Annotated in this window: 14 protein-coding genes and 1 riboswitch; of the genes, 5 read left to right on the top strand and 9 right to left on the bottom strand. The window is 70.4% G+C overall.

Annotated elements, in window-relative coordinates; genetic code table 11:
• Positions 1-5 precede the first annotated feature (5 nt).
• Positions 6-839, top strand: coding sequence for a hypothetical protein (locus ACWAT2_RS12795; RefSeq protein ID WP_402374350.1), 834 nt, complete (start codon positions 6-8; stop codon positions 837-839).
• 10 nt (positions 840-849) lie between these two features.
• Entirely contained in the window at positions 850-2,142 is a 1,293-nt protein-coding gene (locus ACWAT2_RS12790; protein ID WP_402374349.1) for an aspartate aminotransferase type Ic, read from the top strand.
• A 186-nt stretch (positions 2,143-2,328) separates the two neighbouring features.
• Here the strand turns inward: ACWAT2_RS12790 and ACWAT2_RS12785 are convergent, their stop codons facing one another.
• The 4 genes from ACWAT2_RS12785 to ACWAT2_RS12770 are packed head-to-tail and all read right to left on the bottom strand — an operon-like array spanning position 2,329 to position 5,481.
• Entirely contained in the window at positions 2,329-3,114 is a 786-nt protein-coding gene (locus ACWAT2_RS12785) for an amino acid ABC transporter ATP-binding protein (RefSeq protein WP_402374347.1), read from the bottom strand.
• A gap of 28 nt (positions 3,115-3,142) precedes the next feature.
• Positions 3,143-3,787, bottom strand: a complete 645-nt coding sequence (gene ehuD / locus ACWAT2_RS12780) for an ectoine/hydroxyectoine ABC transporter permease subunit EhuD (protein ID WP_402374345.1) — start codon at positions 3,785-3,787, stop codon at positions 3,143-3,145.
• On the bottom strand, positions 3,784-4,533 hold the full coding sequence (ehuC, locus tag ACWAT2_RS12775) for an ectoine/hydroxyectoine ABC transporter permease subunit EhuC (RefSeq protein ID WP_402374343.1): 750 nt from the start codon (positions 4,531-4,533) through the stop codon (positions 3,784-3,786). The genes ehuD and ehuC overlap by 4 nt, the downstream gene beginning before the upstream one ends.
• A gap of 3 nt (positions 4,534-4,536) precedes the next feature.
• Entirely contained in the window at positions 4,537-5,481 is a 945-nt protein-coding gene (locus ACWAT2_RS12770) for a transporter substrate-binding domain-containing protein (RefSeq protein ID WP_402374341.1), read from the bottom strand.
• A 247-nt stretch (positions 5,482-5,728) separates the two neighbouring features.
• Between ACWAT2_RS12770 and ACWAT2_RS12765 the strand changes: the two genes are divergently transcribed.
• On the top strand, positions 5,729-6,484 hold the full coding sequence (locus ACWAT2_RS12765; RefSeq protein WP_402374339.1) for a GntR family transcriptional regulator: 756 nt from the start codon (positions 5,729-5,731) through the stop codon (positions 6,482-6,484).
• A gap of 52 nt (positions 6,485-6,536) precedes the next feature.
• Here ACWAT2_RS12765 and ACWAT2_RS12760 read toward each other — a convergent pair whose 3' ends face one another.
• Positions 6,537-7,973: a serine hydrolase domain-containing protein gene (locus ACWAT2_RS12760; RefSeq protein ID WP_402374337.1), complete on the bottom strand. Its 1,437-nt coding sequence runs from the start codon at positions 7,971-7,973 to the stop codon at positions 6,537-6,539.
• 125 nt (positions 7,974-8,098) lie between these two features.
• Here ACWAT2_RS12760 and ACWAT2_RS12755 point away from each other — a divergent pair, with 125 nt between their 5' ends.
• Both ACWAT2_RS12755 and ACWAT2_RS12750 read left to right on the top strand, forming a co-directional pair.
• Positions 8,099-9,121: an ATP-binding cassette domain-containing protein gene (locus ACWAT2_RS12755; protein ID WP_402374335.1), complete on the top strand. Its 1,023-nt coding sequence runs from the start codon at positions 8,099-8,101 to the stop codon at positions 9,119-9,121.
• Positions 9,118-9,942 (top strand): ABC transporter permease, encoded by an 825-nt coding sequence (locus ACWAT2_RS12750; protein ID WP_402374333.1) that lies wholly within the window; start codon positions 9,118-9,120, stop codon positions 9,940-9,942. The genes ACWAT2_RS12755 and ACWAT2_RS12750 overlap by 4 nt, the downstream gene beginning before the upstream one ends.
• A gap of 91 nt (positions 9,943-10,033) precedes the next feature.
• Here the strand turns inward: ACWAT2_RS12750 and ACWAT2_RS12745 are convergent, their stop codons facing one another.
• From ACWAT2_RS12745 to ACWAT2_RS12730, 4 genes are all read right to left on the bottom strand, one after another.
• Positions 10,034-10,825 (bottom strand): DUF559 domain-containing protein, encoded by a 792-nt coding sequence (locus ACWAT2_RS12745; protein ID WP_402374331.1) that lies wholly within the window; start codon positions 10,823-10,825, stop codon positions 10,034-10,036.
• Between the two features lie 246 nt (positions 10,826-11,071).
• Positions 11,072-12,013: a universal stress protein gene (locus tag ACWAT2_RS12740; protein WP_402374329.1), complete on the bottom strand. Its 942-nt coding sequence runs from the start codon at positions 12,011-12,013 to the stop codon at positions 11,072-11,074.
• Positions 12,014-12,167: 154 nt separating this feature from the next.
• Entirely contained in the window at positions 12,168-12,989 is an 822-nt protein-coding gene (locus ACWAT2_RS12735) for a C40 family peptidase (RefSeq protein WP_402374327.1), read from the bottom strand.
• A riboswitch (cyclic di-AMP (ydaO/yuaA leader) is annotated at positions 12,990-13,180 on the bottom strand.
• 261 nt (positions 13,181-13,441) lie between these two features.
• On the bottom strand, positions 13,442-14,233 hold the full coding sequence (locus ACWAT2_RS12730; protein ID WP_402374325.1) for a C40 family peptidase: 792 nt from the start codon (positions 14,231-14,233) through the stop codon (positions 13,442-13,444).

The raw sequence follows: 14,233 nt of genomic DNA, 5'->3' as shown, positions 1-14,233 counted from the left end.
CAGGCGTGAGCACGTCGGACGTCACCCCGGAGGGCGGGCGCGAGGTCGAGTCCTGGACCCGGTACCGCCCCACTCCCCTGCTGGACTCGCTCCTCGACAAGGCGGTGACCATCCCGTCGGCGGCGATCCACAAGCACGTCGATGTGGTGCGCCGCCGCAACCCGGAGGCCGATCCCGCGCGCGTCGTCCAGATCCTGGAGCGCGAGTACCTCACGGTGGTCGCCACGACGGGTGGCGCGGTGGGTGCCGCGGCCGCTGCTCCCGCGGTCGGTACGACGGCTGCCGCCGTCCTGACCACCAGCGACATCGCGACGTTCTTCGCGACGTCGGCGGCGTTCTCCCTCGCCGTCGCTGACGTGCACGGCATCCCGATCGACGACGTCTCCCGGCGGCGCGCGCTGCTCCTGGCGACGGTGCTCGGTGACGCCGGCGCCCGCGACGTGCAGCGCGCCGCGGAGGGGTCGCAGCTCGCCTGGGGCAAGGTCCTGCTCACGTCCATGCCGCAGACGGCGATCAAGCGTGTCAACCGGGTGCTCACGCACCGGTTCCTCAAGCGGCAGCTCGCCAAGCAGGGCACGTTGGCGCTGGGACGGATGATCCCGTTCGGCGTCGGCGCCGTCGTCGGGTACGCGGGCGGGCGGGCGCTCGGGCACGGGGTCGTCTCCCAGTCCCGGTCGGCGTTCGGCGTACCGCCGGAGCGCTTCCCCCGCGTCGTCGAGAACGCCCCGCCGGCACTCGAGGAGGGTGAGCGCGGCAAGCCCTCGGCTGTGCGTTTCCGCCGATTCCGGCGGCGAGGTTCGGACATCTCCGACGACGACGGCGCCCACCCGGGCGCGTAGTCTCGGAGCCGTGAGTACCTCACCCGACCAAGCAACCGCCGTCGACCCCGCGCTCGCCGCCCGCCTGCCGGAGCTGCGCGAGCAGTACGCCGCGCTGCAGGCGCGAGGGCTGAGTCTCGACCTGACCCGCGGCAAGCCCTCGGCCGAACAGCTCGATCTCTCCGAGGCGCTGCTGTCGCTGCCCGGCGAGGGGAACCACACCTCCGCGTCCGGCACGGACGTGCGCAACTACGGCGGGCTCGCGGGCCTGCCCGAGCTGCGCGAGATCTTCGCCGAGCTGCTCGGTGTGCCGACCGAGCAGCTCCTCGCCCAGGACAACGCGTCCCTGCGCCTCATGTACGACTGCGTGGTCCAGGCGATGCTGTTCGGTGCGCCCGGGGGCGACGGGCCGTGGTCCGCCGCCGAGGGGCCGATCACGTTCATCTGCCCGGTGCCCGGCTACGACCGGCACTTCGCGATCTGCGAGGAGCTGGGGATCCGCATGGTGACCGTCCCCATGACGCCGGACGGTCCCGACGCCGAGGCCGTCGCCGAGCTCGTGGCCGACGACCCCTCGGTCAAGGGCTTGTGGGCGGTGCCCACGTATGCGAACCCGGACGGCTCGGTGATCTCCGAGGCGGTCGCGCAGCGCCTCGTCTCGATGCCCGCCGCGGCCGGTGACTTCCGCATCTTCTGGGACAACGCCTACGCGGTGCACCACCTGACCGAGCACGAGACCAAGACGGCGAACGCGATCGAGCTGGCCGCAGAGGCAGGAAACCCCGACCGCGTGCTCATGTTCGCCTCGACGTCCAAGGTGACGTTCGCGGGCGCGGGCGTGTCGTTCCTGGCGTCGTCGCCGGCCAACGTCGCATGGTTCACCGAGCACCTGTCGATCCGGTCCATCGGGCCGGACAAGGTCAACCAGCTCCGCCACGCGCAGTTCTTCGGTGACGCCGCCGGGGTTCGCGCCCACATGGCCAAGCACCGCGAGATCCTGGCGCCGAAGTTCTCCGCCGTCGTCTCGATCCTCACCGAGCGCCTCGCGGACACGGACGTCGCGACCTGGACGGACCCGGACGGCGGCTACTTCGTCTCCGTCGACGTGGTGCCGGGGACGGCGTCGCGGGTCGTGGAGCTGGCCGGTGCGGCGGGGATCAAGCTGACTCCCGCAGGCGCGACGTTCCCCTACGGACGGGACCCGGAGAACCGGAACATCCGGCTCGCGCCGTCGATGCCCCCGCTGGACGAGGTCCGGGTGGCGATGGACGGCGTCGCGACGTGCATGCTGCTCGCCGCCGCCGAGCAGGCCGCCGCCGCCTGACGCCGCGCGCCCCACACGTTGTGGGCGCCCCGCACGTTGTGGGCGCGATATCTGGCCTGTTTCGTCCGTTATAGGCCGTTCTCGGGCCCAGATTTCGCGCCCACAACGTGAGGACTCGGGACGACGAAGGCCCGTACCGCCCTCTTGCAGGGGCGGTACGGGCCTTCGTCGGCGCGGTGCAGGCCCTCAGCCGAGCACGGCCTTCAGGAACTCCTGGGTGCGCGGGTGCGACGGGTTCGTGAACATCGTCTCGGGGTCCGTCTCCTCGACGATCTGACCCTTGTCGAACATCAGCACGCGGTCGGAGACCTCGCGCGCGAACTGCATCTCGTGCGTGACGAGGAGCATCGTGATGTCCGTGGTGTCCGCGATCTCCTTCAGGACGCCGAGGACGTCGGCGACGATCTCCGGGTCCAGGGCAGAGGTGACCTCGTCGAGCAGCAGGATCTCCGGATCCATCGCCAGCGCACGGGCGATCGCCACGCGCTGCTGCTGACCACCGGAGAGCTCGTTGGTGTTGAAGTCCCGCTTCTCGCTCATGCCGACCTTGTCGAGCAGGCGCTCGGCGTCGGCGACGGCCTCGTCCTTGGACTTGCCGAGGACGTGGACCGGTGACTCGATGATGTTCTCGAGCACCGACATGTTCGGGAACAGGTTGAACTGCTGGAACACCATCCCGACCCGGTTGCGCACCACACGGCGACGCTTCTCCGGGACCTTGACCCACTTCTCACCCTTGTACTCGTGGGTGTAGGGGTCACCGTCGATGAGGATGAGCCCGCCGCTGAGCTCCTCGAGCGTCATGAGCAGACGCAGGATCGTCGTCTTGCCTGATCCCGACGGCCCGATCAGCGTGATCCGCTGTCCCTGCGGGACGGAAAAGTTCAGTCCGTCCAGCACGACGTTGTCACCGAAGCGCTTGGTGACGTCGCGGAACTCGATGGCGGGCGTCTCACCCGTGGATGTGGTCATGGTCTGGCTTCCTGTGGATCGAGTCGAGTCAGGCAAGGCGGATCTCCATCCTGCGCACCAGGAGCGAGGTCGGGTAGCTGATCAAGAGGAAGAGCACCCCGACCATCGTGATCGGCTCGATGTACGAGAAGGTGTTGGCACCGAAGCTCTGCGCCTCGGTGAACATCTCCACGATGCCGATCACGAAGAGGAACGGTGTCTCCTTGAACATCGAGATCGCGTAGTTCCCGAGCCCTGGCAGGGTGTTGCGGATGGCCTGCGGCAGGATCACCGCGCGCCAGGTGCGGCCCGGAGCCATGTTCAGCGCCGTCGCCGCCTCCCACTGCCCCTTCGGCACCGCCTCGATACCCGCGCGGTACACCTCGGACATGTAGGTCGCGTAGTGCACGCCGAGCACGCTGAACCCGACCGCCAGCGTCGGGATCGTCGGGAACGCCAGCCAGATGAAGGTCAGCTGCACCGGGATCGGCGTCATCCGGACGAAGTCCACCAGCAGCCGCAGCGGGGCCTTGAGCCATCGGCTGGGCGTCCGCATGGCCAGAGCGATGAAGAAGCCGAGGACGGCAGCGATGGCCATGCCGACCACGGTGGCGAGCACCGTGATCTGCAGACCCTCAAGGAGATGCGGCAGAACTTCCCAGGCGCGGTCCCAGCGCCAGATCGAGTCGTTCATACCGCTGACCCCCTCGCTGTGATCGATTCGGAGCCAACGTCCGGCTTGACCCGGAGCGCCTCACGCAACGACGGCTTCTTCGTGCCTCGTCCCAGTCGTCGCTTGGCGCGCTCCTCGAGCCAGTTCATACCCCACGTCAGCAGGTAGGCGATCGCGAAGTAGACGAGCAGACCCGCCGTGTAGCTGAAGAACACGTCGTTGGTCGCCCGCCGGAGCTGGTCCGTCCAGTAGTTGACGTCGTGCAGCGTGATGTAGGCCGCGAGCGCAGAGCCCTTGAGCAGCTGGATCAGGAGGTTCGTCAACATGGGGATCATCAGCGCCCACGCCTGCGGGAAGATCACTCGCCGCACCTTGTGGAACCAGCTCATGTTGAGCGCCGTCGTCGCCTCCCACTGCCCCTTCGGGACGGAGGCGATCGATCCACGCACCACCTCGGAGCCGTAGGCGCCGTAGTTGAGCCCCAGCGCGACGATTCCCACAGCCAGCGCCTGCATCTCGTAGCCGAACGCCGGCAGCACGTAGTAGATCCAGAAGAGCTGGACGACCAGCGACGTGCCGCGGAAGAACTCGACCACCACGCGGGACGGCCCGCGCACCCAGAGGGACCGGGTGCGCGAGCCGAAGCCGAGGAGCAGAGCCACGATCGCGGCGAGGATGGCGCCACCGATCGTCAGCTCCAGGGTGACGACGACTGCCTCGCCGAGACGAGGCAGCCGGTCGATCAGTGTCTGGATGTCATCGGACACAGGTCAGGAGCCCAGCCCCAGCTCGTCGTTGATGGCCTCGAGGTCACCCTCGCAGAGCATCTCGGCCGTCAGACCCTCCGGGGGACGCTCGGCCTCGGTGAACCCGAACTCGCCGAGCACCTCGGCGTACCGGTCCGGGTCGCCGATGATCGTGGCGGCCTGCTCGTTGTAGGCCGCGAGCAGCTCGGTGTCCTCCTGGCGGAACACCGTGGAACCCGCACCGACCTGCGCGACACCATCGATGACGGCGGTGAACGCCTCGGTCGCCTCCACGGCGGCGTCAGTGTTCTCGGCGAGGGCGCGCAGCGAGATGCCGGTCAGCGCGAAGGCGTCGGCACGACCGGAGTCGACGGCGTCCAGACCGTCCTGCGGGCTGCCCACCTCGAGCGTGCTGACGTCGGTCTCCTCGGCGTACCCGGCCTCGATGGCCCCGGACATCACGGCGATCTCGAGGTCGGTGCCCTCGACGGACTGCCAGTCGCTCAGTCCGTCCGGGTTGCCCTCGGGGACGAGGAACGCGGTGGTGTACATGATCTCGGGCTCGCTGAAGGCGGCCTGCTCGCACCGCTCGGGCAGGATCGACATGCCGGCGCTGATCGAGTCGACACGACCGGCCGTGAGGTTCGGGATGAGCGAGCCCCACTCGGTGAGCGTGCCCTCGACGGTGTCGATGCCGAGCTCGGAGTAGACGGCCTCGTTGAGTGCGACCGCGGCGCCGGTGAGCTCGCCGGAGTCGTCCTCGAAGCTGTACGGCTCCTCGCCGGCGAAGCCGACCGTGATCGAGCCGGCCTCCTGGAGCTGGGCGAGAGTCGAGTCGCCGCCCTCGTCGCCGTTGCCTCCGGAGCCTCCGCCGTCGGTGCTGGAGCAGGCGGTGAGTGCCGTGAGAGCAAGAACGGAACCAGCCGCCAACAGAGCGCGGCGGCGATTCGTGGTCCTGATGGACTGCACGGGAGTCTCCCTTCCGTGGCCCCGGCGCCTGCGGCAGTCGCTCGGGACTGAGATGTGTGGACGGATCGCCACGGTAGCGGCGATACGGACGTCCCGACAATCTGCACATCGGGCTGTCCGAGTGTCCTACACTCGCACAATCGGCAAGAAACCGCCGCTACCTGCGGCCGGATCTGTGCCACGACATGCCCCGGCGACGTCCAGGACCTGTGATCGTTGTCGGGTCGTGACCTTGGAAGGAGCCCAGATGCCCTCGGCGTCTCACCCTGCGTTCGGTACCGCCCCCGCCCTCTCACCCGTGACCCGTCCCTCGACGGTCGACCTGATCGCGGTCGAGCTGCGCAACGCGATCTACTCGGGAGGGCTGCGCGTGGGGTCGGGACTGCGGGAGATCGAGATGGCACGCCAGCTCGGCGTGAGCCGGGGTGCCTTCCGGGAGGCGGCCCAGCGGCTCGTCGCGGAGGGGATCGTCGTGGCCACTCCCGGTCGCGGGATGTCCGTGCGCACCATCGGTCGTGACGGCATCCGCCCGCTCTACTCCGCGAGGACGATGGTCGAGACGACGGCCGCACGCCTCGCCGTCGAACGCGCGAGCGATCGGCAGGTCGCCGCCGTGCGGTCGGCGCACGACGCGCTCGTGCGCGCCGAGGCCGCTCACGACGCCTTGCGCGTCGGGGCGGCCGACCTCGCGGTGCACTGGGAGCTGGTGGCCGCGAGCGGCAATGCTTGGCTGCAGCAATGGATGAGCACGCTCATCGTCGAGGTGCGCATCGCCAGCTTCACGGTGAGCGAGGAGTACACGGTGCGTACGGACGCCGCCCGCTCGCACGCCCCGCTCGTGGAGCACCTCGAGGCGCGCGACGCCGACGGCCTGGAGGCCGCGATCCGGGCAAACCTCGACGACGCCGTCATGCGCCTGCTCGCGCCCGACACGGCGGGCGTCCAGATCCTGGAGGAGCCGCGCCCCCTGCCGGCTCCCCGCCTCGAGCCCCTCGACCGCTAGCCCGCTAGCCCGCTAGCCCGCGGAGCGTTGTGGGCGCCCACAACCCCGACGGTCAGCGCGTGAGCGGCACCGCCTGCGCGCGGCGCTCACGCTCGTAGTCCGCGGCACGCCACGACGTCATGCCGCCGACGACGACGGCGACCGCCTCGCCCGCATCGTCCCGCAACACCTCGATCGCCTCACCCACCGGGCCGAACCCGTCGTGGACCGCCGGCCGCAGCACCGGCCCCTCCACCGTCAGCTCCTCCGCGCCGACGAACGGGTCGGCCTTGCGCGGGTCGATCAGCCACAACCGGTCCCCGAGGCGCGCCACGTCGACCATTCCCCACAGGTTCGCGTAGCAGCCGGTCCACCGGTCGAGGTCGCCGTGCGCGACCGCAGCGTCCCCGCCCCGAGCCGCTCCGCCGTCGTCGGCCACGGCCTTGCTGACCAGGGAGAACAGGCCGGCCGCGATCTGGTCGGCCGGGCCGTCGATCGCGTTCGTCAGGACGGCGACGGCGATCCCACGCTCCGGGTCGAACCAGGTGCGCGTGATCTGCCCGGGGAACCCTCCCGAGTGCCCCACCACCCGTCGGCCGGCGATCTCGCGCGCCTCGAAGCCGAGCCCGTACTCACGGCGCGGCACCCCGGGCAGGTCCACCACCGACTCGGCACGGTGCAGAAGTCGCCGCATCGCCGGGGTCAGCAGGTCGGACCCGTCGCAGTGCGCCGCCGCCCAACGGACCAGGTCGCGCGCCGTGGAGCAGAATCCGGTAGCGGCAGCGAGCGCACCGGTGGTCGCGGCGGCCACGGGCAACCGCCCGTCGGCGAACCGTGCGGGCAGGCCGGGCTCGGCGAGCACAGGGGCCGAGTGGCCGACGACGGCACGCCGGTCCTCGCCCTCACCGAGCTCCGGCGAGGTGTCGGCCAGGCCGAGCGGCTCGAGGAGGTCGGTACGCACGTGCTCGGGGTAAGGGGTGCCGGTCACCGCCTCGACCGCGAGCCCGAGCAGCCCGTAGGCCAGGTTGGAGTACTTGAACGCCTCACCCCGTCCGATGACGTCACCGCTGGTCAGGACGGCGTCCAGCAGGTGGGCGCGGTCCGGGAAAGGCGCCGCGAGCTGCCAGAAGTCCGCGTCCTGGCCGTCCCTGCGCACGCCGCCGGTGTGCCCGAGCGCCTCCCGGACCGTCACCTCGCCCACCCGTGATCCGCCGAGCTCGGGGACGTACGCGTCCAACGGGTCGTCGAGGCGCATCGCACCGCGCTCGACGAGGCGCGCGACGACGGTGGCGGTGAACGTCTTGGAGTGCGACGCGACGCGGAAGACGTGGTCGCCGCGCAGCGGCGTGCCGGAGGTCAGGTCGGTGACGCCCCACGCACCGTCGAGCACCACGTCGCCGCCGGCGAGCACGGCGTACTGCACCCCGGGCGTCCGGGCGATGCCGGCCTGGGTCGCGACCCAGTGGTGGAGGTAGGCAGGGTCGAGGCGGTCGACGCGCGTGAGGGACATGCGCGGCACTGTACTGGAGCCCTCCGGGCCGGCCACCGGACCGTCGTCCGCCGAGCGATGAATTCCCTGTCGGTGCCCGGTCGTAGGTTCTACCGTGAGGATGAGCCCACCAAGGAGACCTTGAGATGACTGAGAACACCGACCCGCGTCTCGCCGTCGAGGCGACAGGGCTCGTCAAACACTTCACCTCCGGGAAGAAGACCACCAAGGCCGTCGACGGCGTCGACCTGACGATCCCGACGGGGAGCGTCTTCGGCCTGCTCGGCCCCAACGGCGCCGGCAAGACGACCGTCGTGCGGATGCTGGCCACCCTGCTGCGTCCCGACGGCGGGTCCGCCCGCGTGCTGGGCCACGACGTCGTGCACGATGCCGACGCCGTGCGCAGCGCCGTCGGGCTCACCGGCCAGTACGCGTCCGTCGACGAGGACCTGACGGGCACCGAGAACCTGCTCATGCTCGCCCGCCTGTTCGGGTTCCGCGGGCGGGCAGCCACGCAGCGCGTGGCGAACCTGCTCGAGGCGTTCAGCCTCACCGACGCCGGGTCGCGACAGGTCAAGACGTACTCGGGCGGCATGCGTCGGCGCATCGACCTCGCGGCGTCGCTCGTGCTCTCCCCACGCGTGCTGTTCCTCGACGAACCGACCACCGGACTCGACCCGCGCTCCCGCAACCAGGTGTGGGACATCGTGCGAGTGCTCGTCGACGACGGCGCCACGGTGCTGCTCACGACGCAGTACCTCGAGGAGGCGGACCAGCTCGCCGACCGGATCGGCGTCATCGACCACGGCAGGCTCATCGCCGAGGGCACGTCCACCGAGCTCAAGCGGTCGGTCGGCCAGGGCGCGGTCGAGATCCGCCTGGCCGACGCCACGCAGCGCGCCGAGGCGGCCGCCGTCGTCCAGCGGATGCTCGGGACCGAACCGACGCTGCCCACCGACCCGTACGCCCTCAGCGCGCGGGTGCCCGACGACGGCGCACACCTCGTGGCGCAGCTCCTGCCCGCGCTCGGCGAGGCCGGGATCGCCGTCCCGGAGTTCTCCCTCGGGCAGCCCAGCCTGGACGAGGTGTTCCTGACACTGACCGGCGAACCGTTGCCGGCGGACGAGACGAGCGACGGCGCAGCCGTCGAGCAGGAGGTGGCCCGATGAGCGCCGTCGACATCAGCACGACGACCCTGCGCGAGGCCGTGGCGCTGGACGACCGGCCTGCGCGGCCCTCGGCGGTGGCGACGTCGCTGACCTTCGGTTGGCGGGCGCTGCTGAAGATCAAGCACGTGCCGGAGCAGCTCTTCGACGTGCTGGTCTCGCCCGTCATCTTCACCCTCATGTTCACCTACCTGTTCGGTGGGGCGATCGCGGGGTCCACGGACGCCTACATCCAGTTCCTGCTGCCGGGCATCCTGGTGCAGACGATCATCATCGTGACCGTGTACACCGGCTACACGCTCAACACGGACATCACGAAGGGCGTGTTCGACCGGTTCCGGTCGCTGCCGATCTGGCGGCCCGCCCCGATCGTCGGGGCGCTGCTGGGTGACACCGTCCGGTACACGATCGCCTCGGTGATGTGCATCGGGCTGGGGCTGATCATCGGGTTCCGGCCGGACGGCGGCGTGCTCGGCGTGGTCGCCGGCGTGGCGCTGCTACTGGTCTTCGCCTTCGCGCTGAGCTGGATCTTCACGATCCTCGGTCTGCTGCTGCGCACGCCGAACGCGGTGATGGGCGTGTCGATGATGGTCCTCATGCCGCTGACGTTCGCGTCGAACATCTTCGTGGATCCGTCGACGATGCCCTCGGGGCTGCAGACCTTCGTGGACCTCAACCCGGTGTCCCACCTGGTCACGGCCGTCCGTGGTCTCATGGCCGGCTCGGCGGGCTGGGGCGACGTGACGACGGTGCTGATCTCCGCCGTCGTGATGACCGCGGTGTTCGCCCCGATCACGATGTACCTCTACCGCAACCGCCACTGACCCCCGCCTCTCGGTTCGTTGTGGGCGCGATTTCTGGCCCGAATTGCCGTCTTTGGGGGCATTTATGCCCCAGAAATCGCGCCCACAACGGCTACCGCAGCGCCTGGCGGGTGCGTCCCACCAGTCTCGTCCCGTCCCGGACGATATCGTCGGCCACCGCGACGATCACGGTGTGCCCGATCTCCTCGAGCCACCGGCGACGGCGGACGTCATCTCGCCACTGCTCCTTGTCGGTCCGATGCTGGTCACCGTCGTACTCGATGACCACCCTCTGTGCCGGATAGAGCAGGTCGCACCGCTTCACGTACGTCCCGTCGGCGAGACGAACCACCTCGTTCACGACGGGACACGGCAAGCCGGCACCGGTCAGAAGCAGACGCGTGCGCGTCTCCATGACCGAGTCCGTGCCCGGCCGGACCCGCGAGAGCTGTTCGCGCACCTGCGCGATGCCCTTCACCTTTCGGGTCGCCTCGGCCTTGCGCTGTAGCTCCGCCACCGAGGTGAGCATCCACTTGCGCCGGAGGAACGAGTCACCGAGCACCACGACATCGTCCGGGAGTCGCAGACCGACACCGACATGGACGAAGGTCTGCGCCGGCGCCGTCACGCGCAACCCGCCGACGTCCACGACGTCGAGGCTCTCCTGCCTGCTCCGGTGTGCCACGACCCCGGGCCTCTGGGCACGTTCCGCGGGGTTCGACGAGATGACGTGCAGCGCGTCGTCCTGGGCGATCGTCCAGGGCACGTCGACGCCGAGCAGGCGCAGTGCCGTCCCGTGGCTGAAGGCGACGGAGTCGTCCAGCACGGTCGCGAGGGCGCGGCAGCGGGTGAGGAAGTCCTGGTGCTGCGGGCCCGGGACACGGACGCCGTGAAAGGGAGCCACCAAGGAGTCGCCGATACGCAGCGATTCGGCGGAGGTACCGCGGCCGATCGCTGATCGCACGGAGAAGGGCGAGGCGGCTCTGTGATCGGGCGTCGACATGCACCGACCGTGCCAGAACGGGCACCTCGGCGAGGTCGCCTATCCACAGCCCCGGGCGACCATCGATTGTGGGCGCGATTTCTGGGCCGTGGATGCCCCCAAAAGGGGCATATCAGGCCAGAAATCGCGCCCACAACATCACGGGGGTCAGGCGGCGGGGTCGGCCTGCATCTCTTCGTCGCAGCGACGGGTGACGACCAGCACCGGGCACTGGGAGTGGTGCAGCACCGCCTGGCTGGTCGAGCCGAGGAGCAGCCCGCGGAAGCCGCCACGCCCTCGTGAGCCGACCACGACGAGGTCGGCCGCCGACGAGAACTCGGTGAGCAGCTCGGCCCCCGACCCGTCCAGCACGTGGCGCTTGATCGTGAGGCCCGGATGCTCCGCCTGGATCTGGTCGACGATCACGTCCAGCCCCGCCTCCACGTCCGCGAGCACCTGCTCGTGATCGATCTGGGACGGCAGCCAGGCGAGCACCCCGGCGCCCGACCCGAGCGGCACGCCGGCGACTGCGACCAGCTCGGCATCCCACGACTTCGCCTGGTCGACGGCGTACCGCAGTGCGACCTCGGACGTCGGCGAACCGTCGACGCCGACGACGATCCGGCTGACCTCGTGGACGGTGTCACCGTCGCGGCGCCGCGGGTCGTCGGCACCCTCACGGTGCGGGACCACGACCGTCGGGCAGTGCGCGTGCGCCGGCAGCGCCGACGACACGGTGCCGAGCAGACGCTCCGTGAAACCGCCACGGCCGCGGGTGCCCACCACGGCGAGCGAGTGCTCGGACGACATCTCGACGAGCACACCCGCCGCGTCCCCCGTGGCGACCGTGCCCTGCACCGGGACGCCGAGCGGTGCGACCCGCGCCTCGGCCTCCGCGAGCACTGCCTTGGCACCTTCGGCGATCGCCGTGTCGTCGAGTGCCGCGTATCCGCCGTCGAGCGACGCCGCCGTGAAGGAGGGCAGCGAGTAGCTGCACACGATGTGCAGCCCCCATCCGACCCGCTGGGCGTACGCCGCGGCCCAGTCCAGGGCGTGCAGGCTCGCGGTCGAGCCGTCGACTCCCACTAGGACGACCTCTGGACGTGTCATGTCGCGCCTCCCGTCATGTCCGGACCTCACCGTCCGGAGCCACCTTGCTTCAAGGGTAACGAAAGACGCCCGCAAGGTGTAGCAAAGAGGACGCACGACGCCCCGACGTCCACGGGGAACGTCGGGGCGTCGAGGGTCCTGCTCGGCAGCAGCCTCAGCCGGTGACTCGCAGGAACACCGGGCTGGACTGCCACAGGCTGCTCTGGCGGACCGTCCATCCGCCCGGGCGCGTGGCCTCGATCTGCTGGCCGTTGCCGATGTAGATCGAGATGTGACCGGGCGACCAGATGAGGTCACCGGGCTGCGCCTCGGCGCGCGACACCACGGTGGTGGCGGACGAGCTACGGATCTGGCTGGACGAACGCGGCAGCGACGTCACGCCGACCTGGGCGTAGGCGTAGGTCACCAGGCCCGAGCAGTCGAACCCGGACGGCGAGGCGCCACCGACCACGTACTTGGTGCCGATGTACCGGGCGGCGATCGAGGCGACCTGCGAGCCGCGCGAGCCGTCCGCGGCGGGGGCCGCTGCGGACTCAGTGCTCGCAGCCGAGGTGTCGGCGCTCGTCGTGCTGGTGTCGACGGCGGTGCGCTCGGACGAGCGGGACGGCGCGACCTCGCGGACGGGCTCCGGCTCCGGCTCGGGTGCCGCCTTGATCTCGGCCGCCTTGGCGACCTTGGGCGTGATCTTCTCGACGGAGACCTTGGCCTCGGCGTCCACGGTGACGACGGGGGCCGCCTCGAGGGCCGTGCGAGCCTGGTCGGTCAGCGCGCCGAGGTCAACGGTGCTGAGCTTGTTGGCCGCGTCGTTGTCGACCGGGGCGGCCTGTGCTGCGGTGGCGCCACCGATGGTCGAGACGAGCAGGCCACCAGCGGTGGCCACGACGGCGGCCCGACGGCCGGCAGCCGCGGACGGCGCAGCCAGCATCGGACGGCGTGCGGCACGGTGCTTGCCGCGCGTCCTGGATGGTGCGTTCACGTGTTCCCTCTCCTGTCGCCTACGAGGTCAGCTGTCGGGTTCGGGTGGGAGAAATCACCCGGCCGCACGGTACTTGCGCACTGTGCGGCTTCACCCCAAGGACACCGTCTCCGATGCCCGGAAGTGGGTCCCCCGCTCCTGCCGGCGGTCTTGGTTCCCTGACCGGTGGCAGGACTCGGCGTCCGATCAGGATCCGGAAGAGTGCTCTACCGGACGTGGAAACGGTAGCGGATCCGAGCGGACATGTCACGTTTAGGTCACGGTGATGTGCGACGCAGGCCGCAGCGCACCTCCGGAACCCCTTGGACGCCCCGCAGACGCCCGCGCTCACGCTCCCCGGACACGTCCCCGCACGAGCGACGACGGGCGCCCTGCGCCCCCTGGAGCCCCGGACGCGACAAGACCCCACCGCGCAGATGCGCGATGGGGTCTCGGTCGGCGTGGCGGGAGTGTCAGCCCACGCGGATGAACGTGGGGTTCGACTGCCAGATGTTGCGGAACTGGATCGTCTTGCCCGGACGGGGGGCATCGATCTGGGTGTTGCCGCCGGCGTAGATGCCGATGTGGCCCGGGGTCCAGATGAGGTCACCCGGCTGAGCGTTCGCGCGCGACACGACCGTGCCTGCGTAGCGCTGCTCCGAGGAGGAGCGGGACAGCGTGATACCGGCCTGCGCATAGACGTACGAGGTGAAGCCGGAGCAGTCGAAGCCGGACGGCGTCGTGCCGCCGGAGACGTATGGGACACCCACGTAGCGCGAAGCGATCGAGATGATGTTCGACCCGTTGGCCGAGGCCGGCGCGTCTGCCGTCGAGGAGGACGACGACGACTCGGTGCTGCTGCTCGACTCGACGGCGGTGCGCTCGCCCGAGCGGGACGGCGCGACCTCGCGGACGGGCTCCGGCTCCGGCTCGGGTGCCGCCTTGATCTCGGCCGCCTTGGCGACCTTGGGCGTGATCTTCTCGACGGAGACCTTGGCGTCGGCGTCCACGGTGACCACAGGGGCCGCCTCGAGGGCCGTCCGAGCCTGGTCGGTCAGCGCGCCGAGGTCGACGGTGCTGAGCTTGTTCGCCGCGTCGTTGTCGACCGGAGCGGCCTGCGCCGCGGTGGCGCCGCCGATGGTCGAGACGAGCAGGCCGCCGGCGGTGGCGACGACGGCGGCCCGACGGCCGGCAGCCGCGGACGGTGCAGCCAGCACGGGACGGCGTGCGGCACGGTGCTTGCCACGCGTGGTGCGAGCAGTCAC

The sequence above is a fragment of the Isoptericola sp. GX10416 genome (assembly GCF_056590155.1).
This window is presented reverse-complemented; position numbering and strand designations above follow the sequence as displayed.

What these genes read in the sequence shown, in the direction of transcription:
- ACWAT2_RS12785 (WP_402374347.1), bottom strand. Translation starts at nt 3,114, where the DNA reads ATGACCACATCCACGGGTGAGACGCCCGCCATCGAGTTCCGCGACGTC.
- ehuD (WP_402374345.1), bottom strand. Translation starts at nt 3,787, where the DNA reads ATGAACGACTCGATCTGGCGCTGGGACCGCGCCTGGGAAGTTCTGCCG.
- ACWAT2_RS12765 (WP_402374339.1), top strand. Translation starts at nt 5,729, where the DNA reads ATGCCCTCGGCGTCTCACCCTGCGTTCGGTACCGCCCCCGCCCTCTCA.
- ACWAT2_RS12760 (WP_402374337.1), bottom strand. Translation starts at nt 7,973, where the DNA reads ATGTCCCTCACGCGCGTCGACCGCCTCGACCCTGCCTACCTCCACCAC.
- ACWAT2_RS12755 (WP_402374335.1), top strand. Translation starts at nt 8,099, where the DNA reads ATGACTGAGAACACCGACCCGCGTCTCGCCGTCGAGGCGACAGGGCTC.
- ACWAT2_RS12750 (WP_402374333.1), top strand. Translation starts at nt 9,118, where the DNA reads ATGAGCGCCGTCGACATCAGCACGACGACCCTGCGCGAGGCCGTGGCG.
- ACWAT2_RS12740 (WP_402374329.1), bottom strand. Translation starts at nt 12,013, where the DNA reads ATGACACGTCCAGAGGTCGTCCTAGTGGGAGTCGACGGCTCGACCGCG.